Below are 26,379 nucleotides of genomic sequence, written 5' to 3' on the forward strand. Positions count from 1 at the left end.
TGCCTCAGGAGCCAATGGTTCCAGCGTTGCTGGTTCAGGCTTTGTTGGCTCAGGCCTGGATTTCCAACGCAACCGAAAGGTCTTCGTCGCTGGCGATATCGCGCATCTCGGCGAGGCTGCGCTGATCCAGCACCTCGGCGATCGCTTGCCGGACCTCCAGCATCAGGTGTCGGACTTGGCATGTCGCCTCGTTACAGTCTTCACAGCGCTGATACCGGGTGCGGCTGGCGCAGGGAATGGGGGCCAGCGGCCCGTCGAGCACGCGCACGACATGGCCGATCTTGATTTCATCCGCCGGCCGCGCCAAGCGATAGCCGCCCTCCTTGCCCTTGCGGCTCTGGACGAAACCGGCATTGCGCAATTCGCCGAGGATGGCGTCGAGAAACTTCTTCGGAATGTTGTTTCCGGTGGCGATATCGCCGACGAAGGCGAGCTGTCCAACCGGCAGCCGTGCAAGATGCACGAGCGCCTTGAGGCCGTACTTGCCCTTTTTTGTGAGCATAGACCGAACGTTTCTCTGTCGTGCGATGGCGCAGGGCCACCGGTTGTGAAACGCCTGGCGTGGGTCCCCACCGCGGCCAAGCTTGTATGACACATAATTTCTAGTGACATGATATACAAGCCAGTTGCTGTTGATTTTGCTTGGTTTTCAAGCCGTGGCAGCGATTTTGGGCCAGGCTTGTGACGCCGAGGACACGGAGCATGTGGGCCGATGCCACGAGCGATCGCCGGAGCACGGTGGGTATGGTCGCTCATCTCGTCAACTCCCTAAGTCGATAAGAATACTATAGTTACTCGCGAAGACAGGGAATGAGGTTCCAATTTATCGCTTGTTTGAAGTATGGATTTACCGGACTGGCGCTGGATCGGGAATTGAAGTTCACCCCGATTACTGCCGGTCGCACCCAGCACCGTAATGGCTTCGACCAAGCTCCAAGGTTTTAGTGCCACCTGTAGCAACGACCCCGCCGCAGCCGCTCTATCCGCTCGCCAGCCCGTCGCCGACAGCTTTTTTCCACCAACCCCGCCGCCGTTGGAAGGATTTAACTCTACAAGAACGATAGAAATACCTGACTATGCAGGCCAGTCCGGTTTTCTCTTTTCAAGGAGCCTTTCATGTCCACCATTTCACGACGCATCGTTCTCCTGTCGTCGGCAGCCCTTGCGGGCGCCGCCTTCCTCGGCCCGGCCCAGGCGCAAGACCTCAAGATCACCATCGGCTACCAGACGGTGGTCGAGCCCTCGAAAGTGCCGCAGGCAGACGGCGTCTACGAGAGCACGACCAAGGCGGCCATCGACTGGCGGAAATTCGACTCCGGCGCCGATGTGATCGCCGCCGTCGCTTCCGGTTCGGTCGACATCGGCTATGTCGGGTCGAGCCCGCTGGCTGCCGCGGCCAGCCGTGAGCTTCCGATCCAGACCATTTTCATCGTCGGCCTGATCGGCGAATCCGAGGCCCTTGTCGCCCGTAACGGCGCCAGCATCGAAAAGGTCGCCGACCTCGCCGGCAAGAAAGTGGCCGTGCCTTTCGTCTCGACGACGCATTACAGCCTGCTTGCCGCGCTGAAGCATGAGGGCGTCGATCCGAAGTCGGTCGAAATCCTCAATCTCAGGCCGCCGGAGATCGCGGCGGCCTGGGCGCGCGGCGACATCGACGCGGCCTATGTCTGGGATCCGGCGCTCGGCCAGATCAAGACGTCCGGCAAGGTTGTGGTGGACTCCTCACAGGTCGCCGCCTGGGGCGCGCCGACCTTCGACGCCTGGATCGTGCGCACCGATTTCGCCGAGAAGAATCCGGAAGCGGTGCGCGACTTCGTCAAGGTGACGGGTGCGGCCTACGCCGAGTTCCTGGCCAAGCCGGACGCATGGTCGGTGTCGTCGCCACAAGCGGCAAAGATCGCCAAGCTCACCGGCGCCAAGCTGGACGACGTGCCGCTGCTGCTCAAGGGCTATGTCTTCCCGACGCTCGGAGAGCAGGCCTCGGACAAGTTCCTCGGCGGCGGCACGGTCAAGGCTGTGGAGGCGACATCGGCCTTCCTCAAGGAGCAGGGCAAGGTCGACGCCGTGCTGCCGGATTACTCGAAATACATATCGTCGAAATATGTCAGCGAGGCGCTGGCTTCGAACTGACGCCAAACGCGCGCGGTTCTCCTTCCCTGACGCCGCGTGCTGTCTGCCCCGAACCGCTGACGAGGAGCGGCTTCGGGGCAGGCGGATTCTCTCAAAGATTCTGCGAGGCCACATGACGCATCTCGTGCTCGACAAAGTCTCTGTCCATTATGACGGCCAGCCGGCCGTCGAGCGCGTGTCGATCGATGTCGCCAAGCACGACTTCGTCGTTCTGGTCGGCCGCTCCGGCTGCGGCAAGACCTCGCTGCTCAATGTTGCCGCCGGCCTGGTCGAGCCGGTGCGCGGCAGCGCCACGATCGGCGGCAGGCCGATCACCGCGCCCGGCTCGGACCGGGCCGTCGTGTTCCAGAACGACGCGCTGTTTCCGTGGCTGACCGCACGGGAGAATGTCGCCTTTGCTCTCAGGCTGCGCGGCGCACTGCCAGCTGAGCGGACACGGCGCGCCGACGAGCTGCTCAGGCTGGTGAAGCTCGACGGCGCCGGCGACAAGCATATCTGGGAGCTTTCCGGCGGCATGCGCCAGCGCGTCGGGCTGGCCCGGGCACTCGCCGCCGAACCGCAATTCCTGCTGCTCGACGAGCCGCTGGGCGCGCTCGACGCGCTGACGCGCGAGCGCATGCAGACGACGCTGCTCGATCTGTGGACCGCAAGCCATGTCGGCGTGCTGATGGTCACGCATGGCATAGAGGAAGCGCTGGTGCTCGCCACCCGCATCGTGGTGCTGGCGCCCGGGCCGGGCCGGGTGGTGCGGACGTTCGAAACCGGCTTCAGCCGGCGCTATGCGGCCGGCGAGCCCATCCGCGCCATCAAGGCCGATCCGGCCTTCGCGGCGTCCCGCGGCGAGCTGACCGACGCGATCTTCGAGGGAGAGGCGGCATGACCGTCTCCTCCTACACGGAACGGCCAATTGCCAATACCGGCGCCAAGGCCGACGAGACCGACGCCTTGTCGGTGCCGTGGTCGCGGCCGCGGCCAAAACGGGGCCGGGTTTCGGCGCGCGTGGTCAGCGCTGTCACCATTCTGGCGGTGCTGGCGGCATGGGCGCTGTCGGCTCGCCTGCAACTTGTGTCGCCGGTCTTTCTACCGTCGCCTGCCGCCGTCTGGATCAAATTCATTGCCGTCGTCCGCGACGGTTTTGTGGACGCGACGCTCGTCCAGCATATCGTCGCCAGCCTGGGCCGCGTGTTCGCGGCGCTGGTCGCGGCCGTCATCGTCGGCGTCCCCGTCGGGTTGGCCATCGGCACCAGCGTGATAGGTCGCGGTATCTTCGATCCGCTGCTGGAATTCCTGCGGCCGATCCCGCCGCTCGCCTATCTGCCGCTGGTCATCATCTGGTTCGGCATCGGCGAGCCGTCAAAGATCCTGGTGATCGCCATCGCCATGCTGGCGCCGGTCGCGCTGTCGACGGCTTCGGGCGTTCGCGGCGTCTCGCAGGAACGCGTCAACGCGGCCCGTTCGCTTGGCGCGACGCGGGCGCAGGTCATACGGCATGTGATCCTGCCCAGCGCCCTGCCCTCGATCCTGACCGGCCTGCGCATCGCGCTTGGCGCCGGCTGGTCGACCTTGGTCGCCGCCGAGCTGGTGGCGGCGACGCGCGGGCTTGGCTTCATGATCCAGTCGGCCGCCCAGTTCCTCGTCACCGACGTGGTGGTGATGGGCATCCTGGTGATCGCTGCCATCGCCTTCGTGCTCGAATTCATCATTCGCAGGCTCGAGCGCGCGCTCGTTCCATGGGCAGGACGGGAGTGAACAAAGGAGAGACAGTGATGGACCATTCCACCGCAACGCTGTTTGCCTTTCTTGGCAGCCGGCTTCGCCTGATCCAGGCCAGGGACAGTCAGGCGGCCGAGGACGAGCCCAGATCGCCAGTCCCCGTCCAATTGGACGCCGGGCGCAGCCGCCTGCCGCCGCGCGACGAAAGCTTCTACTGGGCCTGGCAGTATTGGTCACAGTGAATAGCGCGACCCGGCTCCCGCGCCATCTGGTCTGGTCCCTGCAACAAACCGCTGCGCACCCCGGTCCAAGCCCAAGGCTTGCTCTGAACGCCATGCATTGGGTCAACCGCGCGAACGGTTCGCCCACACCAATCCCACCAGCCCGACCAGCATGGCGACGATGCCGATATAGAGCCATTGCGACTGGCCGGTCATGAAGCTGCCGCCGACGAGGCCGATGCCTTGCAGCGACCAGAGCGCACCAATGGCGAGCACCAACAACGCCAGCAGATTCTTGATCAATCTCATCGCCGGAATTTCCTTCCCAAGTCGATCGTCAATTGCGCCATGACCGTGATGCAAGAGCGAAAGGAAGCGACCCTATCGCGCTCACCTGACCTTGCATCTTAACGTCTGATCTTGATGACGACATCTCGAAGATCAGCGCGAAGATCATCGAAGACTCGCAACCAGCCAGCAGAAAACTCTGACAGACTGTTTCGCGCCGACTCCAAACGTGTGCCGCTGCCACGGAACTGCCGGGCCTTTGCCGCATTTCCTGCCTTATTCGCCTCCAACGGCTTGGGTCTGTCAACGGAGACATTCCCAAACATGAACAAAAACAAACAGACTGCGCTTGTCGCGGCGACGATCGCGGCTGGCCTCATGGTCGGCGCATCCACCTCCCCTGCCGCCGCTCAATGCGGCCGCGCCTCCTGGTACGCGCTGCACTCGAAGACCGCTTCGGGCGAGCGGATGAACCCGTCGGCGCTGACCGCGGCGCACCGCACCTTGCCTTTTGGCACCAAGCTGAAGGTCACCAACCGCAACAATGGCCGCAGCGTCGTCGTGCGCATCAACGACCGTGGCCCGTTCATCAAGGGGCGCGTGATCGACCTGTCGAAGGGCGCCGCCAGGCGGCTCGGCTTCATCAGTTCGGGCCATACTTCCGTGTGCACCGACCGCGTGTGATGCTTCTTGTGTCCGGCCAGCGCCGGACACGCCTTGCCTCGTTACGCCTTCGCAGTCGCACAATAAGCCGGCTCCCGCCGTTCAAAGCCGGATTTCAACACCTTAAACGAAAGTATGAGCATAAATCACGGCACATGACGTATTGCATCGCAGCAGTTTGTTGTTAACTTCCCCGCGAGAGATTCAAGGCTCGGCACTGCTGTCGTCCCTTCGGTCGCAGCAGCGGGGTTCTCGATGTTCTACCAGTTCTACGAATTGAACCACGCCGCCGTGCAACCAGCCCGCCTCTATGCCGATGCGGTGCGGATGCTCTACACCAATCCGCTGAATCCATTCACGCACACGTCCTGGGGCCGCTCGGTCGCGGCAACGGCCGAATTGTTCGAGCGCACGACGCGCCGCTACAGCAAGCCGCAATTCGGCCTGACCAAAACCGTGGTCGACTGGAAAAGCGTCGACGTCACCGAAAAGACGGTGTGGTCGCGGCCGTTCTGCAATCTGCTCCGCTTCGAGCGGGCGGTTCCCGCCGGCCGCCGGCCCGATCCGAAGCTGCTGATAGTGGCGCCGATGTCGGGCCATTATGCGACGCTGCTGCGCGGCACGGTCGAGGCGATGCTGCCCCATGCCGACGTGCACATCACCGACTGGGTGGACGCCCGCATGGTGCCGCTCAGCGATGGCAGCTTCGACCTCGACGACTACATCGACTACATCATAGACATGCTGCACGCGCTAGGCCCCGATACCCATGTCATGGCGGTATGCCAGCCTTCGGTGCCGGTGCTGGCGGCTGTGGCGCTGATGGAAACGCGCGGCGACCCGTTCGTTCCTTCGACAATGACGCTGATGGGCGGGCCGATCGACACCCGCCGCAATCCGACCGCGGTCAATCTTCTGGCCGAGGAAAAGGGCATCGACTGGTTCCGCGACAACGTCGTCATGCAGGCGCCGTGGCCGGTGCCGGGCTTCGGCCGTGAGGTATATCCCGGCTTCCTGCAGCTTTCGGGCTTCATGAGCATGAATCTCGACCGCCACATCATCGCCCACAAGGACTTCTTCATGCATCTGGTGAAGCATGATGGCGACAATGCCGAGAAGCACCGCGACTTTTACGACGAATATATGGCGGTGATGGATCTGACGGCGGAGTTCTACCTGCAGACCGTCGACACCGTGTTTGTCCGCCACGCTCTGCCCAAGGGCGAAATGACGCATCGCGGCGTGGCCATCGATCCCTCAGCGATCCGCAATGTCGCCCTGTTCACCGTCGAGGGCGAGAACGACGACATTTCCGGCCTCGGCCAGACCCAGGCCGCACACGACCTCTGCGTCAACATCCCCGCGGACAGGCACGCTCACTACATGCAGCCGGCGGTCGGCCATTACGGCGTCTTCAACGGCTCGCGCTTCCGCTCCGAAATCGTGCCGCGCATCGTCGACTTCATCACCAGCTATGGCCGCCAGACCCGCGTTGCAGTGAAGCCGAAGCTGGTCCGCACCGCCAAAAAGTAAGAATGCACCTTATGAGGCCCGGATGGTAGCAGCCGCTCAAATCTACCTGTTGCACAATAGCCGCGTTTTCGGCCGTGCCGGTAACCATGTCGCAAATCTGGCCGTTCGTATAATTGACGGGACTGTGAATCGCCCTTAACGTTTCGTTAACAACAAGGGACGAGGGGGACAATGATTTCCTCACCAATGGCGAGAAAGGTGCGCGTGTGCGCACTCGCAGGGCTGGCACTTGCGGCAGGCTGGTCGACGGCGGCTTCGGCGGCCGGACCAATGGCAACCGGCGGCCCGACATCGCAGCCGATCGGCCATTACGATTTCTGCAAGACCAATCCGGCCGAATGCTCAATCCGCCCGGGCAATCTCGCCCCCGCCACCATGACCGGCTCGCTCTGGCGCAAGATGCTCAGCGTCAACGCCAGGGTCAACGCCGCCGTCAAGCCGATAAGCGACTTCGACATCTACGGCAAGGACGAGGTCTGGGCCTATCCGGCCAAGGGTGTCGGCGACTGTGAGGACTATGTCCTGGAGAAGCGCCGCGAATTGAACCGCATGGGCGTGTCTTACGCCGATCTTCTGATGACCGTGGTGCGCAAGCCCGACGGCGAGGGCCATGCAGTGCTGACGGTGCGCACGAGCAAGGGCGACTACATCCTCGACAATCTGGACGGAAAGGTCCGCGCGTGGGACCGGACCGGCTACCGCTTCCTCAAGCGGCAGGCGATCGACAATACCGGCCGCTGGGTCTCGATCCGTGATGGCCAGCAAGTTCTGGTCGGCGCGGTCCAGTAGCAGGCGATCACTTCGGCTGCTTCAAAGCGGCGCGGATCGATGCGGTGATGCGGCGAAGCTCGGCTTCGTCGAGTTTTTCGATGTTCTCGGCCAGCAGATTGGCAAGCTCGGTGGCAGCGGGGCTTAGGCCTGACGTGTCGAGCTTCACCCGCGGGTGCGAGGTCTCGGCCAGCCGCGCGAGTTCTTCCGCATCGTCCCATATGACGTTGAAATAGCCGATGATCTTCTGGATCAGCGTCCAGGTCGGCGCGCCGCGACGGCCATGCTCCAGCGCCGACAGATAGGCGGCGCTGACGCCGATCGCCTCGGCCATGGCCTTTTGACTGACGCCGCGCTCGCTTCGCAACGCGCGAAGCTTTTCGCCGAACGGGGTCACAAGTTCGTCCTCATAGGCGCGCCCGCCGCAGGCGGACATAGAGCGCGCCGGAGCCGCCATGGTTGCGGGCGGCATGGTCGTGGCTGGAGACGAGCGGCCTGAATGCGGGTGTCGACAGCCAGGCCGGCACGGCGCGCCGCAAGACGCCGTCGCCGCCCGACGAGGAGCCTTTGCCGGTGATGACCAGCACATAGCGGATGCCGCCGGCATGCGCCCGGTGCAGAAAGGAAAACAATAGCGAATAGGCCTCGTCCTGGGTCAGGCCATGCAGATCGACGCGGCCTTCGATCGGCAGCCGGCCCTTCGACAGTTTTTCCAGCGTCGGTTCGTCGAGCGCATGTGAAACGTGCTGCGTCTTTGCTTTCGTGGCCGCGGCCGGAGCCATGGCCTGGGCACGCGGCGGTGGCTTCGTGTCATCACCGTTGTCCGGGCCGATGTCGGGACTGTCGATGGCGGACTTGCCCTTCAGCGGCTTGGCCGTGCGCGCCACCAGGTTCCACAGCACCCGGTCGTCCTCGCTCAGCCTGTCGATGCGTCGGGTCATCGCCCCGCCTCCCGAACAAGCGGACGCGGTATCAGCGCGTAGAAATCGGCAGGATTGCGGACGACACCGGCGATCTCGCCGGCCGCGTCGCCCGTTCCGGCGAACAGGTCGCCACGGGCCGGCCCGGTGATGGCCGAGCCGGTGTCCTGCGCGATCATCAGCCGCCGGAACGGCTTTCTATCGAAGGCGGTCAGCGAGGGCGCGTCGATGTAGAACGGCGTGCCGAACGTATGGAGCAGCCGGTCGACGGCGACGGAGCGGCCCGGCGTCAGCGGCACCTTGGCGGCAGCGATCGGCCCGAGTTCCGGGTCGTCGACCCCCGCCTCGCTGAGGGAAATCTCGCGGAAAAAAATATAGGAGCGGTTGCGCCACAGTATCTCGTCGATGCGATCCGGATGCGCCTTGAACCAGGCACGGATCGACTGCATGGTCACCGCTTGCAGCGGGATTTCGCCTAGCTCACTCAGGATCATGCCCGGTCCGGTAAAGCGCTGGCCGGATTTGGCGGCATAGGTGACGCGGCAAAGCCGGCCGTCGGTCATGGTGAGCCGCGCAGAACCCTGCACATGGATGAAGAAGGCGTCGACCTTGTCGGCGAGCCAGGCGATTTCCAACCCCTTGCCGGCCAGGCTTTTGCCGGCCAAACCTTCGCCAGCAAGCGCGCCGCGCTCGATCTCGCCGCGGTCAAAGTACTCGACCGGTCCGTTCGGCGTCTCGCGGCCGAAGGCGAGATAAAGGTCGATGCCGGGCGGCCGGTTGACGTCGTCGATGTCGACGAGATCGGCCGGGCGCGACAGCAGCGGCACCGTAAAGCGCTCGGTTCGCACCGGTGAGGCGTCGACCACGGGTTCATAGAAGCCGGTGACGAGGCCGGCGCCGCTGCCTTCGGCCCTTATGTGCGCCGGGATGAAATGACGCTCGAAGAAGGCGCGGGCTTGCGCCCGGTCGGTTGGCGGAACGGTGCGGGCCGCAGCGTAGGCGTCGGTGAAGGCGTTGAAGTCGACGCCGAGCCCGCCGGAGCGATAGGGTTTTGTCAGGACATGAAAAGCCGAACGCCGGAAAGCCGCGAACGCAGCCAGATGGTTGTCCTCGTCCCAACCGGGCAGATCGTCAAAGGATTTTTCGCGGAACGCCTGAGAAAGCGACACGACAGACCCCGCCGTGGTCCGGGCTCAGTCTTCTTCTTCGGTGGCGACCAGCTTCCAGTTCGGGTCGCGCGAGCGCGTGTCGCGGGCGAATGTCCAGACGTCCTTGACCTCGGCGACGGTCTCGGGATCGCCGTCGATGACGGCGCCGGCCTTGTCGCGCGTCGCCGAAATCAGCTCGCTGACGATGCGCAGCGTGATATGCGCCTCGCCGCCCTTCATCTCGGCGGAGACGATGTCGGCCTTGTCGATGCCGACGAAAGACGACTGGATCTTTTCCGATTTCGCCTCACGGTCGCCGATGGCCGCGACAAAGCCGTCATAGACCTCGCGCGACAACAGGTTCTTCAGCGTCTTGCGGTCGCCATCGGCGTAGGCCATGACGATCATCTCATAGGCCATCTTGGCGCCGTCGACGAAGGTCTTGGGGTCGAATGCCGGATCATTGTCCTTGATCGTGCGCAGGCCCCAGTTGAGATCGGTGTCAGGCTTGGCGAAGGCGTCGATCGCCGCATAGGCGTCGATGGCCGGCTCTCCCGGCGCCCGCTTGCGCGGCAGCGAGACCACATTTTCGGGTTTCTGGGCGGCGTCCTCGCGCGTCCGGCTCGCCGTATAGGGATCGAAGGGCGGGCGTTCGCTGCCGGTGCGGCGGCCGAGCACGTTGCGCAGCTGGAAAAAGATCACAACCGCCGCAACCAGAAAGAAAATCGTGCCGAAGTCGAAGAATCCCATATCTTCCGCCAATCAATCCCTACTCCGGCCGGACCGCCCGGCCTAGCAATGGCTGCGGTCGCATAGCGTTCAACATTCAAAGCATATAGAACGCAAGGTGCCATCATTCAAATTAAAGGCAGGCATACCTATCTACAAGCTCCAGTGCCAGCGGCGATTGCTCGCCGGCCGGCAAAACATGGAAACGATCGGTCAAGATTTGCGTATTTCGCTGCTTCCCCTGTTCATTCTCGCGCTTCCGCTGCTGGAGATCGCCGGTTTCGTCGTTGTCGGCCGCCAGGTCGGCGCATTGGCGACGGTCGGCCTGGTGCTGGCCTCGAGCATCGCCGGCGCGCTGTTGTTGCGATACCAGGGTTTCGGCGTCATGAGCCGGGTCCGTGCCGAGATGGACGCCGGACGTGATCCAAGCCGCCAGCTCGCGCACGGCGCGATGATCGTGCTGGCGGCGATCCTGCTCATCATTCCCGGCTTCATAACAGACATTTTCGGCATTCTGCTGTTCCTGCCGCCGGTCCGCGACCTTGCCTGGCGCCTGTTGAAAGGCCGTATCGTGCTGGCGACCAATTTCGGCACCGGCGGTTTCCGCGCCCGGCAACGCGACAAGACCATCGATCTCGACGACGGCGACTATTCGCGCGGCGACGATCACGGGCGTGGGCCGGATCACACTTCTCCCTGGCGCCGCCTCAAGGACGACTAGGTCACCTCAGGGGCGACTGGTCGGCAAACGCCTCCGGAACGAATGCCCGGCAAACCTTGTCTTGTCATGCCGACCATGGTAGCGAACGCCCGATTTCAATCCGGTCAGCAACGCTGCCCAGGCAAAAGGACAACAGCTTATGGCCAGCAAAGACGACGCGCCGACCGGCGCGGCCAATGGCAACGGTGACGTGACGCAGCCTTCGCTCAACGTGCTCGCCCAATATGTGAAGGACCTTTCCTTCGAAAGCCCCGGCGCGCCGAACTCGCTGCGCGGCCGCGACAAGGCCCCCGGCATCGCCATCAACGTCAATGTCAACGCCAACCCGCTTTCGGACAAGCAGTTCGACGTCAATTTGACGCTGAACGCCAAGGCGTCCTTCGATCAGGAAGTGCTCTTCAACGTCGAGCTGGTCTATGGCGGCGTGTTCGCCATCAGCGGCTTCCCGCAGGAGCACATGCTGCCGCTGCTGTTCATCGAATGCCCGCGGCTCTTGTTCCCGTTCGCCAGGCAGATCATTGCCGAGGCGACGCGCAATGGCGGCTTCCCGCCCTTGATGCTCGACCCGATCGATTTTGCGCAGATGTTCCAGCAAAAGCTGGCCGAGGACCAGGCCGCCGGCAAAGTCAAGGCGAGCTGAAGCTATTGTAGAGCAGCCTCTGAAAGCCCGGCTTCGCGCCGGGCTTTTTGTTTGAGATGCCGGCAGGCCAGAGGGGAGTGCGACGGAGCGCTCCCGTCAAAATCACTATGCCGCGGAGCTCGCTTCCGGCGTAACGCGCAGCCAGAGCGCCTTTTCGCCTAAGGTGCCGACCATGCTCGCGTGCGCGGTGCGCTCGGCGTCGGTCACACGGGACGGCAGCGCTATCGGCCGCGCGCCGATGCTGATGTCGATATCGTCGACATTTCTCCTGCCGCCGGCGGGCGCCGTGGCACTGTCGAGGATCAGCGCCGCCTGCTTGCCGCCGATGAGTTCGATATAGACCTCGGCCAGCAACTCCGAATCGAGCAGCGCGCCGTGCTTGGTGCGACGGGCATTGTCGATGCCGTAGCGCCGGCAGAGCGCGTCCAGCGAATTCGGTCCCATCGGATGCTTGCGGCGCGCCAACGCCAGCGTGTCGACGACAAGTCCGGGATCGACGACCGGGTGGCCGAGCCGGCCGAATTCGACATTGAGGAAGGCGATGTCGAAAGTGGCATTGTGGGCGACCAGCTTGGCGCCGTCGATGAAGGCAAGAAACTCGTCGGCGATGTCGCTGAAGGTCGGCTTGCCCATGAGGTCGGCGGCGCTGATGCCATGAACCGCCTGCGCCTCCGCGTGAATTGGTCGTCCTTGCGGATTGATGTAATGGTGGAAGGTACGGCCGGTCGGGAACCGATTGACCAGCTCGATGCAGCCAAGCTCGATGACGCGGTCATCGCGGAAATCGAGGCCGGTGGTTTCCGTATCGAAGATGATCTCGCGCATCTAAACAGTCCGTTGGCTCCGGCGTCATTCCAGCCGAATCATGATGGGAACAAATTGGCAACATATTACGCCGGATGCAAGCGTCGTTAAGCAGGCTTCCCGGCCTTATCCCCGACCAGTTCGGCGACGATCGCATCGACCGCCACGCGCGCCGCATCAAAACCCTGTCCGGTGTCGATGATGAAATCGGCGCGCTTGCGCTTTTCGGCGTCGGGAACCTGCCTGGCCAGGATCGACGCGAGCTTCCCTTCGCTCATCCCCGGCCGCGCCAGCACCCGGGCGCGCTGGATTTCGGCCGAGGCGGTGACGACCACAACCTTGTCGACGCGGTCGCGGCCGCCGGTTTCGAACAGCAGCGGGATATCGAGAACGACAAGCGGCGCGCCGGCGGCCCGGTTCCTGGCCAAGAAGGCGTCGGCGTCGGCGCGGACCAGCGGGTGGATGATCGCTTCCAGCCGTTTCAGCGCGGCTGCATCGCCGAGCACCCGCTCGGCCAGCTTTGTGCGATCGACCGAGCCGGATCTGGTGGTTCCGGGAAAAGCCGCCTCCACCAGCGGAGCGGCCTTGCCGGTGTAGAGGCGATGCACCGCCTCGTCCGAATCGTGGACTGGCACGCCGGCCTCGGCAAACATCTTGGCCGTGGTCGACTTGCCCATGCCGATCGATCCGGTGAGGCCGAGCACGATCATGCCTTTCACTCCTTGGTAATTCCTTGGGCACCGAGATCGGCGACGATCATCTGCCGCAATTCGGCAGTGACCTCCGGCCTGATCCCGAACCAGCGCTCGAAGCCGGGCACCGCCTGGTGCAAAAGCATGCCGAGCCCGTCGACCGCCTTCAGGCCCCGCGCTTTGGCCGCGGCCAGCAACGGCGTTTCCAGCGGCACATAGACAATGTCGGTGACGATGGCATGGTCCGGCAGCCTGGCTGGATCGGCGGACAGGCCTTCATTGCCATGCATGCCGAGCGCTGACGTGTTGACCAGCAGGCCGGCATCGGCAAGCAGCTCGTCGGTCGCAGCCATGCCATGGGCCGAGACCCCGGCACCGAAACGGTCGCGCAGCTCCTGCGCCCTCGCAAGCGTCCGGTTGACGATGCGCATGTCGCTGACGCCGCGCTCAATCAGCGCGTGGATGACCGCGCGGGAAGCGCCGCCGGCGCCGAGCACCACCGCCGGGCCATTATTTGCCCAGCCCGGCGCGTGCTCGTCGAGATTGGCGGCAAAGCCATGGGCGTCGGTGTTGCCGCCCCACAGATATCCGCCCTCGAACCACAGCGTGTTGACCGCGCCGATCTGTTCGGCCGCATCGTCGCGGCGCGCCGCCAATGCGAAGGCGGCCTCCTTGTGCGGGATGGTGATGTTGCCGCCACGGTAGCCATTCGTCTCGAGCGTTCTGACGAATTCGGCAAAATCGTACGGCGCGACGTCGATGGCCCGGTAGCTGCCGTCGATACCGTATGTCGCCAGCCAATAAGAGTGGATCTTCGGCGACCGCGAATGCGCCACCGGGTGGCCGGTGACGAAGGCCTTTTTCGCGGCCTCAGCCATCGATGGCTCCGAGCTCACGCAGCTTGGCCAGAACGGGCAGAAGCGGCAGGCCGACAATGGTGAAATAGTCGCCCTCTATTCTTTCGAACAGCTGGATGCCCTCGCCTTCGATCTGGTAAGCGCCGACGCTGGACAGCGCCTTGGCGCCGACACGCGCCAGATGGCGGCCGATGAAGGCCGGATCGAGTTTTCGCATGGTCAGGCTGGCGATGCCGACATGCCGCCACAGGACAGCGCCGTCGCGGGCCAGCACGACGGCGCTGTTGAGCTGATGGGTCTTGCCCGACAGCGCCAGAAGATGGCGGCGCGCGGCCTCCATGTCGGCAGGCTTGTGGAACACTTCGTCGCCGAGCGACAGGGTCTGGTCGCAGCCGAGCACCAATGCGCCGGGCTTTCGCTCGCTGACCTCGGTAGCCTTGGCCTCGGCCAGCACCAGGGCGACGTCCTCCGGCGAGATACCGCTGTCTTTTAGTGGCGCCTCAAGCGCGCGCTCGTCGACTTCCGCCGGAACCGCCTCGACCGCCACGCCGGCATGGACGAGCAGCGCCTTGCGAAACGGGCTGCCCGAGGCAAGGATGATTTTTTCGGTCATGGTTTTTCGTCCGGTCTTTCCTTCTCCCCTTTGTGGGAGAAGGTGGATTGGCGCGCAGCGCCAAGACGGTTGAGGGGTGTTGGAAGGATCGCTGTCGGTGCCAAGCTGGAACACCCCTCATCCGACCGAGCTTCGCTCGGCCACTTTCTCCCACAAGGGGAGAAGGAAAGGACCGCCCACAGCACAAGCGCCCGAACCCTACCGTGTCTTGCCGCGCAGGGCAACGATGGCCGCCGCCGTCTCCTCGATCGAGCGGCGGCTGACGTCTATCATCGGCCAGCCATGCCGGGTGCAGATCTGGCGGGCGTAGGCGAGTTCCTCGGAGATCGCGGCGCGGTCGACATAGTCGGTCGGCTCGTAGGCACTCGTATTGCCGAGGATGCGGTTCTGGCGGACCTGCGAGATGCGCTCCGCTGTGGCAATCAGTCCGACGATCAGCGGCTTCGTGGCGTTGACCAGGCTTTCCGGCACCGGCACGCCGAGCACGATCGGGATGTTGGCGGTCTTGATGCCGCGATTGGCGAGATAGATGCTGGTCGGCGTCTTCGAGGTGCGCGAAATGCCGACGAGCACAATGTCGGCATCATCCATATTGGCCGGCAGCTGGCCGTCATCATGCTCCATGGTGAAGTTGAGCGCGTCGATGCGGCGAAAATATTCGGCGTCGAGAACATGCTGGGCGCCGACACGGCGGCCGGCCGGTGTACCGAGATAGGACTGGAACACGGTCAGCACAGGTTCCAGCACGGAGACGCAAGGCAGGCCCATGGCGGCGCAGCGTTCGTCAATGCCGCGGGCGAGCTTCTGGTCGACGACCGTATAGAGGATGATGCCCGGCTCCTCCTCGATATCCTCGAACACTTTCGTCACCTGCTTCTCGGTCCGGATGAGCGGGTAGATGTGCTCGATGGCGCGCGCATCCTTGTATTGCGCAGAAGCCGCGCGGCCGGCCGCCAGCAGCGTCTCACCGGTGGCATCGGAAATCAGGTGGAGGTGAAAGAAGCTCTGGGGTTTGTTCACAGGGGTTCGTTCCAAGCTGTGGGCCGATGTGGATAAGGTCGGTCGGAAAGGTCGGTCGGTTTGGGGCGACTGTATCAGATGCCGGTTTGTCCACAATTCGATGCGCTGTCGGCTTCGTCGGGCGGTTGGGGACAAGTCCGGGGACGGGCTTTTTTGACTCGGCCCTATCCACAGGCCCATTTTCTTTGCGCTGGCGGCAACGCATTGACTCTAGTCGGAAATTTCCAACTGTCCCCAATCCCCTCCTATCCGGCAGAAGAAGCACGCGACAATATGCTGGCTGGCCTTTTCCGGGGCAAAGCGGGACAGGAGACAACCACCGATACCAACAGACTCTTAGAATCATAAGATTCCTAGAAATAGAATATTTAATTATAGAGAAGCCTGGAGAGGCGAGCGCCGAATGCCTGAAAACCGGATCATGCGGGACGTGTTGAAGGGCGAAGCGGTGTTTCCACCGCCGCTCTGGATGATGCGGCAAGCCGGCCGCTATCTGCCGGAATATCGGGAGACACGCAGGCGGGCCGGATCGTTCCTCGATCTCTGCTATAATCCCGACTTCGCGGTGGAGGTGACACTGCAGCCGATCGAGCGCTTCGGCTTCGATGCATCGATCCTGTTTTCCGATATCCTTGTCGTGCCGCATGCGCTGGGCCGCGACGTGCGCTTCGAGGAAGGGCGCGGGCCGTTACTGACGCCGATCTCGGCCACGGGGATTGCGGCTCTGGACGGGGAAACGTTTCACGTGAATCTCGAACCGGTCTATGAGACGGTCAGACGGCTGCGGGCAAAACTGCCCGATGAAACGACGCTGATCGGCTTCTGCGGCGCGCCCTGGACGGTGGCGACCTATATGATCGCCGGCCACGGCACCTCAGACCAGGCCCCGGCGCGGCTGTTTGCCTATCGTGAGCCGGCCGCTTTCTTGCAGCTGCTGAACGTGCTTGCCGATCATTCGGCCGCCTACCTCATCCGCCAGATCGAGGCCGGCGCTGATGTGGTGCAGATCTTCGACTCGTGGTCCGGCGTGCTCGATGAAGTTTCGTTCGAGGCTTTTTGCATCAAGCCCGTGGCCGAGATCGTCAGGCAGGTGCGAGCCGTTCATCCCGATGTTCCGATCATCGGCTTTCCCAAGGGCGCCGGCGCCCACTACCGGAGCTATCGCCAGAAGACCGGCGTCACGGGACTGGGGCTCGACTGGACCGTGCCTCTAACGGCGGCGCGTGAATTGCAGCGCGACGGCGCCGTACAGGGCAACCTCGACCCATTGCGGCTGGTGGCCGGCGGCAAGGCTCTAGCCGACGGCGTCGACGCAATCCTGAAAGCACTGCGCGATGGACCGCTGATCTTCAATCTCGGCCATGGCATCACGCCGGAAACGCCGATCGCGCATGTCGAGGCGATGGTCAAAATGGTGCGGAGCGCGTCATGACGATGATGGGGAAAGGCTCTGTGGAAGGTGGTGCCGGCGCAATGCGCCGCGCTGCGATCGCGATCGCGGTTTTCCTCGTGTTGGCCGGGCTTCTGTTCGTGTTCGGACCTGATGATTTCTATCCCTGGGCAAAGGCGGTCCACGTCATCGCCGTCATCTCGTGGATGGCGGGCATGCTCTATCTGCCGCGGCTGCTGGTCTATCATGCCGATGCTAAAGGCTCCGTGCAGTCGGAAACCTTCAAGGTGATGGAGCGGCGCCTGCTGCGCGGCATCATCAATCCGGCCATGATCATTACCTGGGCGTTCGGCCTGTGGCTGGCCTGGAAAGGCTTTGGTTTTCAGGGCGGCTGGCTGCACGCCAAGATCGCTGCGGTGCTTTGCCTCTCCGCCGTTCATGGTTATCTGGCCGGCGCGGTTCGTAAATTCGCGGAGGACCGTAACGAAAAACCCGCGAAGCACTGGCGGATCATCAATGAGATACCCACATTGCTGATGATCATCATCGTCGTGCTGGTCATCGTGAAGCCTTTCTGAGGCTTTGATGACCTGCAAAAGGCGGCTTGCTCTTTCAGTCGACCGACGATAAAAGACGGGTCTTCCTTCCCGTCATGCGCCGCCCATTCATCGCTTCGGCCGCGCCCGGCATTTGTCGCATCCCGCCGATATTTTCCCAATGCTTACTCACTCAGAGTCCGTCTAATGATGCAAGAAATGAAACTCGCAGAGTTCAAGAACAAGAAACCGCCAGAGCTGATCGCCTATGCCGAATCGCTCGAGGTCGAGAACGCCAGCGTCATGCGCAAGCAGGAGCTGATGTTCGCGATCCTGAAGAGGCTGGCGACCCAGGATATCGAGATCATCGGTGACGGCGTGGTCGAAGTGCTGCAGGACGGTTTTGGTTTCCTGCGCTCGGCCAATGCCAATTACCTGCCGGGTCCGGACGATATCTATATTTCGCCGTCGCAGATCCGGCGATTCTCGCTGAAGACCGGCGATACGGTCGAAGGGCCGATCCGCAGCCCGAAGGAAGGCGAGCGCTATTTCGCGCTGCTCAAGGTCAACACGATCAATTTCGACGACCCGGAAAAGATCCGCCACAAGATCCATTTCGACAATCTGACGCCGCTTTATCCGACCTCGCGGCTGAAGATGGAAATGGACGTTCCGACCTCGAAGGACATCTCGGCCCGCGTTATCGACCTGGTGGCGCCGCTCGGCAAAGGCCAGCGCGCCCTGATCGTGGCGCAGCCGCGCACCGGCAAGACGGTGCTGTTGCAGAACATCGCCCATTCGATCACCACCAATCATCCGGAATGCTACCTGATCGTGCTGCTCATCGACGAGCGGCCGGAGGAAGTCACCGACATGCAGCGCTCGGTGAAGGGCGAGGTCGTCTCCTCGACCTTCGACGAGCCGGCGGTGCGCCACGTCCAGGTCGCCGAAATGGTGATCGAGAAGGCCAAGCGCCTGGTCGAGCACGGGCGCGACGTCGTCATCCTGCTGGATTCGATCACCCGCCTCGGCCGCGCCTACAACACCGTGGTGCCGTCATCCGGCAAGGTGCTGACCGGCGGTGTCGACGCCAATGCGCTGCAGCGGCCGAAGCGCTTCTTCGGTGCCGCCCGCAACATCGAGGAAGGCGGCTCGCTGACCATCATCGCCACCGCGCTGATCGACACCGGCAGCCGCATGGACGAGGTCATCTTCGAAGAGTTCAAGGGTACCGGCAACTCGGAAATCGTGCTCGACCGCAAGGTGGCGGACAAGCGCATTTATCCGGCCATGGACATCCTCAAGTCCGGCACCCGCAAGGAAGACCTGCTGGTCGCCCGCCAGGACCTGCAGAAGATCTTCGTGCTGCGCCGCATCCTGGCGCCGATGGGAACGACGGACGCCATCGAGTTCCTCATCGACAAGCTCAAGCAGACCAAGACGAACGCGGATTTCTTCGATTCGATGAATACGTAAGGTTGGTTGAGGGGCCGGGAATCGGCACTCAACGTATTGGAGATGACCAATCGTTGATGCCGGCTCCGCCCCTCATTGCCCTGCCGGGCATTTCTCCCCGTAAACGGGGAGAAAGAGGCTGGCCGGAACCCTGGCACTTTTTCTGCAACGCTGGAGATTGGCGAAACCGCCGATGAGAGTGTCCCTCTCCCCGTTTACGGGGAGAGGATGCCGGTAGGCAGCTGAGGGGCAGCGCAAACACCCGGAACAGGTGAGGGCAAATACAAAATCTGCGACGATTGCCCCGCGTCTCTGGCACCTCACCTATCCGCGCCGCAACCGCTGCTCAAGCTCCTCTGCATCCGTTATCACCGGCAGGCAGACCTGCCCCGTACACAGCCAGGCGCCGGGCTTGTCGGTTGGCGGCAGGGCGCCGCCTGGCAGCATCGGCAGGTTTGTTGCCGAGCCGACCGGCACAACATTGTCGATCCGGCGCGGGTCGGGATTTCGATTCGCAACCGGAACAAGCCCTGGATTCTCCGGGCTGTCCACCAGCACCAGTTTCAACGGCTCGATCGCTAAGGCGCAGGCGTTGGCGACACCCGCCTGGCCATAGGCCTGATGCGCCGCCCGGCCGGCTGCGTGCTCGGCGACCTTCCAGGTCTTGTCCTGCAATTCGAGATCGCCGGAAAGCGATGACAATCGGACCATGGCCTCGATGATCTGGCCGGTGGCCGACGGAATTGCCTCGTCGACATCGCCCCTGATGCGGATCGGCACGTCGCTGCTGTCCGATGCGGTGAGATAGTAGCCGGTGTCGTCATCGTCGCGATGCCATTGGTCGAGCTGCGCGATGAATTGGCCGGACAGCTCGGCGTAACTCGATGTGCCGGTAGCCTCGAACAATGAGATCGCGGCGTTGGCCATGGCGGCGTAGTCGCTCGACAGCGCCGGGAACAGCTTCTTTGCGCCAAGCATCGAATGCGGCAAGCGGCCGTCTCGGCTGGCGCTGGCAATGGCAGCGAAGGCCTGTTCCGCCGCCTCGATCCAGTCGATCCGTTTCAGGGCGCGCCCGGCTTCGGCGAGAGCCGCGATCACCAGGCCGTTCCAGTCGGTCAAGATTTTCCCGTCCCGCCCGGGCCTGACGCGCTGCTCGCGGGCTGCCAGCAATTTTTCTTTTAACGGAGTGAGCCGGTCGCGATCGACCACGCTTTGCGTTTGCTGCGCTCCGGTCTGGTGGATGATTGGCTTGCCCTCCCAGCCATGTGGGCCGGAAAGCGTGAAGTGCTTGAAAAACAACGCTGATTCATCGCCAAGAGCGGTTTCGATCTCATCCCTGCTCCAGGTGTAGAACAACCCCTCCTCGCCCTCGCTGTCGGCGTCGAGGCTGGCGGCGAAAGCGCTGCCATCGACGCGCATCTCGCGCAGGAGCCAGTCGATCGTCTCTTCGATTCGTACCCGGAACAAATCATTGCCCGATGCCGCATAGGCCCAATTGCACAGCCGGATGAGCTGGGCGTTGTCGTAGAGCATCTTTTCGAAATGCGGCACCAGCCACTCGGCATCGGTCGAATAGCGGCTCAGCCCGCCGCCGATATGGTCGTAGATCCCGCCCGCCAGCATCTTTTCGAGGCTGAGCAGCACGGCGTCGCGATGCGATGTGCTACCGTCGCGCAGCCACGACAGCCAAAGCGTCTGCATGAAAGGCGCGTTGGGGAATTTGGGCGCGCCGCGCAGGCCGCCGAGATCCCTGTCGATCATGCCGTCGATGCCTTGGGCAAGGTTCGCGAGCGTGTCGCGGTCGAGCACGGCCTTGGCATGCGTGCCCGCCAGCCGCGCCTCGACATGCGTGGTCAGTCCGTCGGCGCTTTGGTTAACGCTTTCTTTCTTCTCCCGCCACGCCTTGTCGACCGCCTCCAGCACCTGGACGAAGCCCGGACGGCCGTAACGCGCCTCGCGTGGAAAATAGGTGCCGCCCCAAAATGGCTTTCCGTCCGGCGTCAGGAACATGGTCAGCGGCCATCCGCCCTGCTCGCCCATCGAGGACAGCGCGGCCATATAGATCTGGTCGATGTCCGGCCGCTCCTCGCGATCCACCTTGATATTGACGAAGAGACGGTTCATGACGGCGGCGACGTCGTCATTCTCGAAGCTTTCGTGCGCCATGACATGGCACCAGTGGCAGGCGGCGTAGCCGACCGAGAGCAGGATTGGCCGCTCCAGCGCCTTTGCTTCGGCGAGCGACGCCGGCGACCACGCCCGCCAATGCACCGGGTTGCCGCTATGCTGCTGCAGATAGGGGCTGGCCTCTTCGGCAAGTAGATTTTGCGCGGGCAGATTTTGCGCGGGTAATGTCACGGTCGGGCACTCGGCGAATTGTCGATGAATAAGCGAAGCTAGGGCGGTTGTGCTGGGTCGGCAAATGATTTCAAGTGATTCCATTGTTGCCCTGTCGAGCGGCCGCCTGCCCGCCGGCGTTGCCGTGATCCGCATTTCGGGTCCGCAAAGTCGATTCGTTTTCGAAACGATTGCCGGTCCAGTGGTTAAGAACCGTGTTGCGGCCTATCGCAAGTTCAGGGCGCCGGACGGATCGGTGCTCGACAGCGGCCTGGTCGTTTTCTTCGCGGGACCGAACAGCTTTACTGGTGAGGATATCGCGGAATTCCATGTCCATGGCGGCCGCGCCGTGGTGGCGAAGATGCTGGAGACGATCGCCGGCTTCGATGGCGTCAGGCATGCCGAGCCGGGCGAGTTCACCCGCCGCGCCTTTCTTAACGGCAAGGTCGACCTGGTCGAGACCGAGGCGCTGGCCGATCTCGTCAACGCCGAGACGGAGGCGCAGCGGCGCTTTGCCGTGCAGAATGCCGAGAGCGTGCAGAGCGAGCTCTATCTGGGCTGGCGGGGTCGGCTCATCCATGCGCGGGCGATGATCGAAGCCGAGATCGATTTTGCCGACGAAGACGATGTGCCCGGTTCCGTTGCAGAGACGGTCTGGTCGGATGTGCGCGCGATGATCGACGAGATCGAGCGTCATGTCGAAGGTTTCCGAGCCGCAGAGATCATCCGCGACGGGTTCGAGGTCGTCATCCTCGGCGCGCCGAATGCCGGCAAGTCCAGTCTGTTCAATGCGCTGGCCCGGCGCGAGGCGGCGATCGTCACGGAAGAGCCCGGCACGACCCGCGATCTGCTCGAGGTGGTGCTGGACCTGGAGGGGATGCGCGTCAGAGTGACCGATACCGCCGGCCTGCGCGAGACGCCCGGCAGGATCGAGGCGATTGGCATCGAAAGGGCAAGGAGCAAGGCCGGAACCGCCGATCTGTTGCTCGTGTTGGAGGATATGGTGGACCCGGTCCCGATCGGCGCAATACCGGCCGATATCCCGACATTGAGGATCGGGACAAAGGTCGATTTGCTGCGAGATGAATCGCTTGCAACGCGCTACGACGCGGTCATCTCGACCAGGGACGGAACAGGGCTGGCGGAGCTGCTGGCGGAGATCGGCCAACGCGCCGCGGCGCAAATCGGCCAGGCCGGCGATGTCCTGCCGTCGCGGCTGCGGCACGTCGAGCTTCTCAATGAGGCGAAACGCTTTCTGCTTGCGGCGGTGGGAGGGGATGAGCGCGGGCAAGAGCTGCGGGCCGAGGAATTGCGGCTGGCAGCTGATAGGCTTGGCCGGATCGTTGGGGCGGTCGATGTCGAGGATTTGCTGGACGTAATCTTCTCGCAATTCTGCATCGGCAAATGACTCACGTGAAACACTGGGGAGGGAAGGCTCGCGATGATTCACGTGAAACGCTGAGTGATCACGTCGAAGGCATTGTTTCACGTGAAACGATTCGCCGGGCAATCGCTTTAGGTTGAGTTCGCTCCTCACTGATTCCGGGGCGAGCCGTGGCGCGCCGGCGCTAGAGCTTTTGTGCGCTCTCCCTTCTCCCCTTGTGGGAGAAGGTGTCGCCGAAGGCGACGGATGAGGGGTGCTCCAGCATGGCACCGACCGCACTCCGTCCAGCACCCCTCAACCGTCTTGGCGCTGCGCGCCAATCCACCTTCTCCCACAAGGGGACAAGGGAAGACGGCGCCGGCTTGGCCACTTCTTCGAAGAGATTTGCCCGCCAAACTCCACGTATTCTTGACACCACGTCCTGACGGGCACATGTGTCGGGCGACTTGAATGCGGGATTCTAAAATGACCGATCACTATGATGTGGTTGTGGTGGGCGGCGGCCATGCTGGTTGCGAGGCGGCCAGCGCTGCCGCGCGCGCCGGTGCCAAAACCGCTCTGGTGACGCTGCGCTTCGAGACGATCGGCGTCATGTCCTGCAATCCGGCGATCGGCGGGAACGGCAAGGGCCATTTGGTTCGCGAGATCGACGCCATGGACGGGCTGATGGGGCGCGTCGCCGACGCTGCCGGCATCCAGTTCCGCCTGCTCAACCGTCGCAAGGGACCGGCAGTTCGCGGGCCGCGCACGCAGGCCGACAGAAAGCTCTACCGGCTCGCCATGCAGGCGGCGATTCGCGAGCAGGCCGGTCTCGACGTGGTCGAGGGCGAGGTCCTGGATTTCGAAGTCGACAATGAGCGCATAGCAGCGGTGCTGCTGGCGGATGGCCGCCGGCTTGCCTGCGGCGCCGTGGTGCTGACGACCGGCACTTTCCTGCGCGGGCTAATCCATATCGGCGAGAAGAAGATCGTTGCCGGCCGCATGAACGAGCAGGCCAGCCTTGGCCTGTCGGCGACGATGAGCAGAGCGGGTTTCAAGCTCGGGCGGCTGAAGACCGGCACGCCGCCGCGGCTGGATGGGCGGACGATCGATTGGGCGTCGCTGGAGAGCCAGGCGGCGGACGAGGATCCGGTGCCGTTCTCGCTGATGACCGACCGCATCGACAATCCGCAGATCCATTGCGGCATCACGCGCACGACGGCGGCGACGCACGAGCTGATCCGCGCCAATCTGAGCCGTTCCGCCATGTATTCCGGCTCGATCGAAGGGGTCGGGCCGCGTTACTGCCCGTCCATCGAAGACAAGATCGTCAAGTTCGGCGACCGCGAAGGCCACCAGATTTTTCTGGAGCCGGAAGGGCTGGACGATGACACCGTTTACCCCAACGGTATTTCGACCTCGCTGCCCGAGGACGTTCAGATCGACATTCTGAAGACCATTCCTGGCCTTGAGCGTGCCATCATGCTGCAGCCCGGCTATGCCATCGAGTATGATCATGTCGATCCGCGCGAGCTTAAACCGACGCTGGAAACCAAGCGGATTGGCGCTCTTTTCCTGGCCGGGCAGATCAACGGCACCACCGGGTATGAGGAGGCCGCCGCGCAAGGGCTGCTTGCCGGCCTCAACGCTGCGCGGCAGGCTTCGGCAAGCGACCAGATCGTGCTCAGCCGCACGGAGGCCTATATCGGGGTGATGGTCGACGATTTGACCAGCCGCGGCATTGCCGAACCCTATCGCATGTTCACTTCGCGGGCCGAGTTCCGGCTGTCGCTACGGGCCGACAATGCCGATGAGCGGCTGACGCCGCTGGCGACGAAGCTCGGGACCGCTTCACCGGAGCGGATGCAGCGCTTCAACGATGTCATGCAGGAGCTTGAAAAGGCGAGGGACCTTGCGCTTGGAACGACCATGACCCCCAACGAAGCGGCGCGCCATGGGCTGGAGATCAACAGGGACGGAGTGCGTCGCTCCGCCTATGAGTTGCTGGCTTATCCCGGTGTCGATATCGCCTGGTTGGCCCGAATCGCTCCCGAATTTGGCGCCATCGACGCCAAAACGGCAGAGCGCCTCGAAACGGAGGCGAAATATTCGGTTTATCTCGATCGCCAACAGGCTGATGTCTCGCAGATCAGGCATGAGGAAAGCCGGCTGATCCCGGCTTCGCTCGACTTTGCTTCTGTGCCGGGCCTGTCCAACGAGCTGAAGCAGAAGATGCTGGCACGGCAGCCGCGTTCCATCGCCGACGCACAGCGGATGGAAGGCATGACCCCGGCGGCGCTGGCGATCATTGTTGCCCACGTCCGCAATTCCGAGGCTGCCGCGCGAAGGAATGTTGCGTGAATGCTGCCTCATGGGTGAGCCTGCAAGAGGCTGCAGGTCCGGTTTCACGTGAAACATTCGATCGCCTGGTCGAGTTCGAGACGGTCTTCCAGAAATGGAACCGCCGGATAAACCTGGCGGCGCAATCTACGCAGGCCGATGTCTGGCGCCGCCACATCCTCGACAGCGCGCAGCTTGCGCGAATCAAACCGGACGCAAAGCGCTGGGTCGATCTCGGCTCGGGCGGCGGTTTTCCCGGCCTGGTGCTTGCCTTCCTGCTTGCCGAGCGTGACGGCGCCAGCATCGATCTGGTTGAGAGCAACCGGAAGAAAGCGTCGTTCCTGCAAGCGGTCGTCGGGCAGTTCAATCTGCCGGCGAGAGTCATCGCGCGGCGCATCGATGATGCCTATCCGCTTGTTTCGACACCTCAAATCGTCACGGCCAGGGCGCTGGCGTCGCTTCCGACGTTGCTTGACCTATCGGCGCCGTGGCTGACGGCGGGCGCGCGCGGCCTGTTCCACAAAGGCCGGGATTACCGCGCCGAAGTGGCAGAAAGCGCTCAACGATGGTCGTTCGATCTGGTAGAACATGCCAGCGCGACCGACGCTCATGGCGTCATCCTCGAACTGTCTGATTTGCGCCAACTGACTTAGATCGGCGACCTCGGAATGAATTTCTGGCATAGACCCATGATGAAGAATGGCCCCCGAATCATCACCGTAGCCAACCAGAAGGGCGGCGTCGGCAAGACGACGACGGCCATCAATCTGGCCACGGCGCTGGCGGCGATCGGCGAAAAGGTGCTGATCGTCGACCTCGATCCGCAAGGCAATGCCTCGACAGGCCTTGGCATCGACCGCAAGGACCGTACCGTCTCGTCCTATGACGTGCTGACCGGCGAGCTGGATCTGGAAGCAGCGGCGATCCCGACGGCGGTGCCCGGGCTGTCGATCGTGCCGTCGACACTCGACCTGCTCGGCATCGAGATGGAGATCGCTTCCGCGCCCGACCGGGTGCTCAAGCTGCGCAATGCTCTCCGTGCCGCGAGCGAGCGTGGCGCCCCCTTCGGCTATGTGCTGATCGATTGCCCGCCGTCGCTCAATCTGCTGACGCTGAACTCGATGGCGGCGGCCGATTCGGTCCTGGTGCCGCTGCAATGCGAATTCTTCGCGCTTGAAGGCTTGAGCCAGTTGCTGGAGACGGTCGAGCAGGTGCGCCGCTCGATCAATCCCGATCTGATCATCCAGGGCATCGTGCTGACCATGTATGACGGCCGCAACAACCTCGCCAACCAGGTGGTGCAGGATGTGCGGGCGCATATGGGCGACAAGGTCTACGAAACCGTCATCCCGCGCAATGTGCGTGTCTCCGAGGCGCCGTCTTACGGCAAGCCGGCGATCCTGTACGACCTCAAATGCTCCGGCAGCCAGGCCTATCTGCAGCTTGCCTCCGAGGTGATCCGCCGCGAGCGCAAACTGCGCGCCGCTTGATGCAGTCG

Annotated in this window: 28 protein-coding genes; 16 read left to right on the plus strand and 12 right to left on the minus strand. The window is 63.3% G+C overall.

Annotated elements, in window-relative coordinates; all coding sequences use genetic code 11:
* Nucleotides 1-49 precede the first annotated feature (49 nt).
* Nucleotides 50-502: an RrF2 family transcriptional regulator gene (locus CIT25_RS12270; protein WP_095484765.1), complete on the minus strand. Its 453-nt coding sequence runs from the start codon at nucleotides 500-502 to the stop codon at nucleotides 50-52.
* 614 nt (nucleotides 503-1,116) lie between these two features.
* Here CIT25_RS12270 and tauA point away from each other — a divergent pair.
* From tauA to CIT25_RS12290, 4 genes are all read left to right on the plus strand, one after another.
* Nucleotides 1,117-2,130, plus strand: a complete 1,014-nt coding sequence (gene tauA, locus CIT25_RS12275) for a taurine ABC transporter substrate-binding protein (RefSeq protein WP_095484766.1) — start codon at nucleotides 1,117-1,119, stop codon at nucleotides 2,128-2,130.
* Between the two features lie 112 nt (nucleotides 2,131-2,242).
* Entirely contained in the window at nucleotides 2,243-3,010 is a 768-nt protein-coding gene (locus CIT25_RS12280; RefSeq protein WP_095484767.1) for a taurine ABC transporter ATP-binding protein, read from the plus strand.
* Complete coding sequence (locus CIT25_RS12285) at nucleotides 3,007-3,879, plus strand: ABC transporter permease subunit (RefSeq protein ID WP_095484768.1); 873 nt, start codon at nucleotides 3,007-3,009, stop codon at nucleotides 3,877-3,879. The genes CIT25_RS12280 and CIT25_RS12285 overlap by 4 nt, the downstream gene beginning before the upstream one ends.
* 17 nt (nucleotides 3,880-3,896) lie before the next feature.
* Nucleotides 3,897-4,085 (plus strand): hypothetical protein, encoded by a 189-nt coding sequence (locus tag CIT25_RS12290; RefSeq protein WP_095485103.1) that lies wholly within the window; start codon nucleotides 3,897-3,899, stop codon nucleotides 4,083-4,085.
* A 102-nt stretch (nucleotides 4,086-4,187) separates the two neighbouring features.
* Here CIT25_RS12290 and CIT25_RS36840 read toward each other — a convergent pair whose 3' ends face one another.
* On the minus strand, nucleotides 4,188-4,373 hold the full coding sequence (locus CIT25_RS36840; protein WP_095484769.1) for a hypothetical protein: 186 nt from the start codon (nucleotides 4,371-4,373) through the stop codon (nucleotides 4,188-4,190).
* A 303-nt stretch (nucleotides 4,374-4,676) separates the two neighbouring features.
* On the opposite strand from CIT25_RS36840, the gene CIT25_RS12300 reads away from it, so the two are divergent.
* The 3 genes from CIT25_RS12300 to CIT25_RS12310 all read left to right on the plus strand — a co-directional run bounded on the left by CIT25_RS12300 (nucleotide 4,677) and on the right by CIT25_RS12310 (nucleotide 7,337).
* On the plus strand, nucleotides 4,677-5,036 hold the full coding sequence (locus CIT25_RS12300) for a septal ring lytic transglycosylase RlpA family protein (RefSeq protein ID WP_095484770.1): 360 nt from the start codon (nucleotides 4,677-4,679) through the stop codon (nucleotides 5,034-5,036).
* A 234-nt stretch (nucleotides 5,037-5,270) separates the two neighbouring features.
* Nucleotides 5,271-6,548, plus strand: a complete 1,278-nt coding sequence (locus CIT25_RS12305) for a polyhydroxyalkanoate depolymerase (protein ID WP_095484771.1) — start codon at nucleotides 5,271-5,273, stop codon at nucleotides 6,546-6,548.
* Between the two features lie 171 nt (nucleotides 6,549-6,719).
* Nucleotides 6,720-7,337, plus strand: coding sequence for a transglutaminase-like cysteine peptidase (locus tag CIT25_RS12310; RefSeq protein ID WP_095484772.1), 618 nt, complete (start codon nucleotides 6,720-6,722; stop codon nucleotides 7,335-7,337).
* Nucleotides 7,338-7,344: 7 nt separating this feature from the next.
* On the opposite strand, the gene CIT25_RS12315 is transcribed toward CIT25_RS12310, so the two are convergent.
* Genes CIT25_RS12315 through CIT25_RS12330 form a run of 4 tightly spaced genes read right to left on the minus strand, consistent with a single transcriptional unit; the run spans nucleotide 7,345 to nucleotide 10,134 of the window.
* The gene (locus tag CIT25_RS12315; protein WP_095485104.1) at nucleotides 7,345-7,713 is read right to left on the minus strand and encodes a helix-turn-helix domain-containing protein; all 369 of its coding nucleotides are present in this window, start codon (nucleotides 7,711-7,713) and stop codon (nucleotides 7,345-7,347) included.
* Nucleotides 7,714-7,723: 10 nt separating this feature from the next.
* Nucleotides 7,724-8,257, minus strand: a complete 534-nt coding sequence (locus CIT25_RS12320) for a Smr/MutS family protein (protein ID WP_095484773.1) — start codon at nucleotides 8,255-8,257, stop codon at nucleotides 7,724-7,726.
* Nucleotides 8,254-9,405, minus strand: coding sequence for a murein transglycosylase A (mltA, locus tag CIT25_RS12325; RefSeq protein WP_095484774.1), 1,152 nt, complete (start codon nucleotides 9,403-9,405; stop codon nucleotides 8,254-8,256). Before mltA ends, CIT25_RS12320 begins: the two co-directional genes overlap by 4 nt.
* 24 nt (nucleotides 9,406-9,429) lie before the next feature.
* On the minus strand, nucleotides 9,430-10,134 hold the full coding sequence (locus tag CIT25_RS12330) for a Tim44/TimA family putative adaptor protein (protein WP_095484775.1): 705 nt from the start codon (nucleotides 10,132-10,134) through the stop codon (nucleotides 9,430-9,432).
* A gap of 199 nt (nucleotides 10,135-10,333) precedes the next feature.
* Between CIT25_RS12330 and CIT25_RS12335 the strand changes: the two genes are divergently transcribed.
* Nucleotides 10,334-10,834: an FxsA family protein gene (locus CIT25_RS12335; RefSeq protein ID WP_095485105.1), complete on the plus strand. Its 501-nt coding sequence runs from the start codon at nucleotides 10,334-10,336 to the stop codon at nucleotides 10,832-10,834.
* A 139-nt stretch (nucleotides 10,835-10,973) separates the two neighbouring features.
* The gene (gene secB, locus CIT25_RS12340; protein ID WP_095484776.1) at nucleotides 10,974-11,474 is read left to right on the plus strand and encodes a protein-export chaperone SecB; all 501 of its coding nucleotides are present in this window, start codon (nucleotides 10,974-10,976) and stop codon (nucleotides 11,472-11,474) included.
* Nucleotides 11,475-11,579: 105 nt separating this feature from the next.
* Here secB and dnaQ read toward each other — a convergent pair whose 3' ends face one another.
* From dnaQ to CIT25_RS12365, 5 genes are all read right to left on the minus strand, one after another.
* On the minus strand, nucleotides 11,580-12,299 hold the full coding sequence (gene dnaQ / locus CIT25_RS12345; RefSeq protein WP_095484777.1) for a DNA polymerase III subunit epsilon: 720 nt from the start codon (nucleotides 12,297-12,299) through the stop codon (nucleotides 11,580-11,582).
* 86 nt (nucleotides 12,300-12,385) lie between these two features.
* Nucleotides 12,386-12,988: a dephospho-CoA kinase gene (gene coaE, locus CIT25_RS12350; protein ID WP_095484778.1), complete on the minus strand. Its 603-nt coding sequence runs from the start codon at nucleotides 12,986-12,988 to the stop codon at nucleotides 12,386-12,388.
* Nucleotides 12,989-12,993: 5 nt separating this feature from the next.
* Nucleotides 12,994-13,848, minus strand: coding sequence for a shikimate dehydrogenase (locus CIT25_RS12355; RefSeq protein ID WP_095484779.1), 855 nt, complete (start codon nucleotides 13,846-13,848; stop codon nucleotides 12,994-12,996).
* Nucleotides 13,841-14,440, minus strand: coding sequence for a Maf-like protein (locus CIT25_RS12360; RefSeq protein WP_095485106.1), 600 nt, complete (start codon nucleotides 14,438-14,440; stop codon nucleotides 13,841-13,843). Before CIT25_RS12360 ends, CIT25_RS12355 begins: the two co-directional genes overlap by 8 nt.
* Nucleotides 14,441-14,638: 198 nt before the next feature.
* The gene (locus CIT25_RS12365; protein WP_095484780.1) at nucleotides 14,639-15,460 is read right to left on the minus strand and encodes a pyruvate, water dikinase regulatory protein; all 822 of its coding nucleotides are present in this window, start codon (nucleotides 15,458-15,460) and stop codon (nucleotides 14,639-14,641) included.
* Nucleotides 15,461-15,863: 403 nt separating this feature from the next.
* Here CIT25_RS12365 and hemE point away from each other — a divergent pair, with 403 nt between their 5' ends.
* The 3 genes from hemE to rho all read left to right on the plus strand — a co-directional run bounded on the left by hemE (nucleotide 15,864) and on the right by rho (nucleotide 18,862).
* Entirely contained in the window at nucleotides 15,864-16,892 is a 1,029-nt protein-coding gene (gene hemE, locus CIT25_RS12370; protein WP_095484781.1) for a uroporphyrinogen decarboxylase, read from the plus strand.
* On the plus strand, nucleotides 16,889-17,428 hold the full coding sequence (hemJ, locus tag CIT25_RS12375) for a protoporphyrinogen oxidase HemJ (RefSeq protein WP_095484782.1): 540 nt from the start codon (nucleotides 16,889-16,891) through the stop codon (nucleotides 17,426-17,428). Before hemE ends, hemJ begins: the two co-directional genes overlap by 4 nt.
* 168 nt (nucleotides 17,429-17,596) lie before the next feature.
* Nucleotides 17,597-18,862 (plus strand): transcription termination factor Rho, encoded by a 1,266-nt coding sequence (gene rho / locus CIT25_RS12380; RefSeq protein ID WP_095485107.1) that lies wholly within the window; start codon nucleotides 17,597-17,599, stop codon nucleotides 18,860-18,862.
* A gap of 303 nt (nucleotides 18,863-19,165) precedes the next feature.
* Here rho and CIT25_RS12385 read toward each other — a convergent pair whose 3' ends face one another.
* The gene (locus CIT25_RS12385; protein WP_245329827.1) at nucleotides 19,166-21,199 is read right to left on the minus strand and encodes a thioredoxin domain-containing protein; all 2,034 of its coding nucleotides are present in this window, start codon (nucleotides 21,197-21,199) and stop codon (nucleotides 19,166-19,168) included.
* A 64-nt stretch (nucleotides 21,200-21,263) separates the two neighbouring features.
* On the opposite strand from CIT25_RS12385, the gene mnmE reads away from it, so the two are divergent.
* The 4 genes from mnmE (at nucleotide 21,264) to CIT25_RS12410 (ending at nucleotide 26,371) form a co-directional block, all read left to right on the plus strand.
* Complete coding sequence (gene mnmE / locus CIT25_RS12390) at nucleotides 21,264-22,586, plus strand: tRNA uridine-5-carboxymethylaminomethyl(34) synthesis GTPase MnmE (RefSeq protein WP_095484784.1); 1,323 nt, start codon at nucleotides 21,264-21,266, stop codon at nucleotides 22,584-22,586.
* A 441-nt stretch (nucleotides 22,587-23,027) separates the two neighbouring features.
* Nucleotides 23,028-24,902 (plus strand): tRNA uridine-5-carboxymethylaminomethyl(34) synthesis enzyme MnmG, encoded by a 1,875-nt coding sequence (mnmG, locus tag CIT25_RS12400; protein ID WP_095484786.1) that lies wholly within the window; start codon nucleotides 23,028-23,030, stop codon nucleotides 24,900-24,902.
* Nucleotides 24,899-25,534, plus strand: a complete 636-nt coding sequence (rsmG, locus tag CIT25_RS12405) for a 16S rRNA (guanine(527)-N(7))-methyltransferase RsmG (protein WP_095484787.1) — start codon at nucleotides 24,899-24,901, stop codon at nucleotides 25,532-25,534. The genes mnmG and rsmG overlap by 4 nt, the downstream gene beginning before the upstream one ends.
* A 36-nt stretch (nucleotides 25,535-25,570) precedes the next feature.
* Complete coding sequence (locus CIT25_RS12410) at nucleotides 25,571-26,371, plus strand: ParA family protein (protein WP_095484788.1); 801 nt, start codon at nucleotides 25,571-25,573, stop codon at nucleotides 26,369-26,371.
* The last annotated feature ends 8 nt before the right edge of the window (nucleotides 26,372-26,379 follow it).

It is taken from the genome of Mesorhizobium mediterraneum (assembly GCF_002284565.1).
Classification (GTDB): Bacteria; Pseudomonadota; Alphaproteobacteria; order Rhizobiales; family Rhizobiaceae; genus Mesorhizobium; species Mesorhizobium mediterraneum.

Coding starts and splice junctions, on each gene's coding strand:
- CIT25_RS12270 (WP_095484765.1), bottom strand. CDS start 502: ATGCTCACAAAAAAGGGCAAGTACGGCCTCAAGGCGCTCGTGCATCTT.
- tauA (WP_095484766.1), top strand. CDS start 1,117: ATGTCCACCATTTCACGACGCATCGTTCTCCTGTCGTCGGCAGCCCTT.
- CIT25_RS12280 (WP_095484767.1), top strand. CDS start 2,243: ATGACGCATCTCGTGCTCGACAAAGTCTCTGTCCATTATGACGGCCAG.
- CIT25_RS12285 (WP_095484768.1), top strand. CDS start 3,007: ATGACCGTCTCCTCCTACACGGAACGGCCAATTGCCAATACCGGCGCC.
- CIT25_RS12290 (WP_095485103.1), top strand. CDS start 3,897: ATGGACCATTCCACCGCAACGCTGTTTGCCTTTCTTGGCAGCCGGCTT.
- CIT25_RS36840 (WP_095484769.1), bottom strand. CDS start 4,373: ATGAGATTGATCAAGAATCTGCTGGCGTTGTTGGTGCTCGCCATTGGT.
- CIT25_RS12300 (WP_095484770.1), top strand. CDS start 4,677: ATGAACAAAAACAAACAGACTGCGCTTGTCGCGGCGACGATCGCGGCT.
- CIT25_RS12305 (WP_095484771.1), top strand. CDS start 5,271: ATGTTCTACCAGTTCTACGAATTGAACCACGCCGCCGTGCAACCAGCC.
- CIT25_RS12310 (WP_095484772.1), top strand. CDS start 6,720: ATGATTTCCTCACCAATGGCGAGAAAGGTGCGCGTGTGCGCACTCGCA.
- CIT25_RS12320 (WP_095484773.1), bottom strand. CDS start 8,257: ATGACCCGACGCATCGACAGGCTGAGCGAGGACGACCGGGTGCTGTGG.
- CIT25_RS12330 (WP_095484775.1), bottom strand. CDS start 10,134: ATGGGATTCTTCGACTTCGGCACGATTTTCTTTCTGGTTGCGGCGGTT.
- secB (WP_095484776.1), top strand. CDS start 10,974: ATGGCCAGCAAAGACGACGCGCCGACCGGCGCGGCCAATGGCAACGGT.
- dnaQ (WP_095484777.1), bottom strand. CDS start 12,299: ATGCGCGAGATCATCTTCGATACGGAAACCACCGGCCTCGATTTCCGC.
- coaE (WP_095484778.1), bottom strand. CDS start 12,988: ATGATCGTGCTCGGCCTCACCGGATCGATCGGCATGGGCAAGTCGACC.
- CIT25_RS12355 (WP_095484779.1), bottom strand. CDS start 13,848: ATGGCTGAGGCCGCGAAAAAGGCCTTCGTCACCGGCCACCCGGTGGCG.
- CIT25_RS12360 (WP_095485106.1), bottom strand. CDS start 14,440: ATGACCGAAAAAATCATCCTTGCCTCGGGCAGCCCGTTTCGCAAGGCG.
- hemE (WP_095484781.1), top strand. CDS start 15,864: ATGCCTGAAAACCGGATCATGCGGGACGTGTTGAAGGGCGAAGCGGTG.
- hemJ (WP_095484782.1), top strand. CDS start 16,889: ATGACGATGATGGGGAAAGGCTCTGTGGAAGGTGGTGCCGGCGCAATG.
- rho (WP_095485107.1), top strand. CDS start 17,597: ATGCAAGAAATGAAACTCGCAGAGTTCAAGAACAAGAAACCGCCAGAG.
- mnmE (WP_095484784.1), top strand. CDS start 21,264: ATGATTTCAAGTGATTCCATTGTTGCCCTGTCGAGCGGCCGCCTGCCC.
- mnmG (WP_095484786.1), top strand. CDS start 23,028: ATGACCGATCACTATGATGTGGTTGTGGTGGGCGGCGGCCATGCTGGT.
- CIT25_RS12410 (WP_095484788.1), top strand. CDS start 25,571: ATGATGAAGAATGGCCCCCGAATCATCACCGTAGCCAACCAGAAGGGC.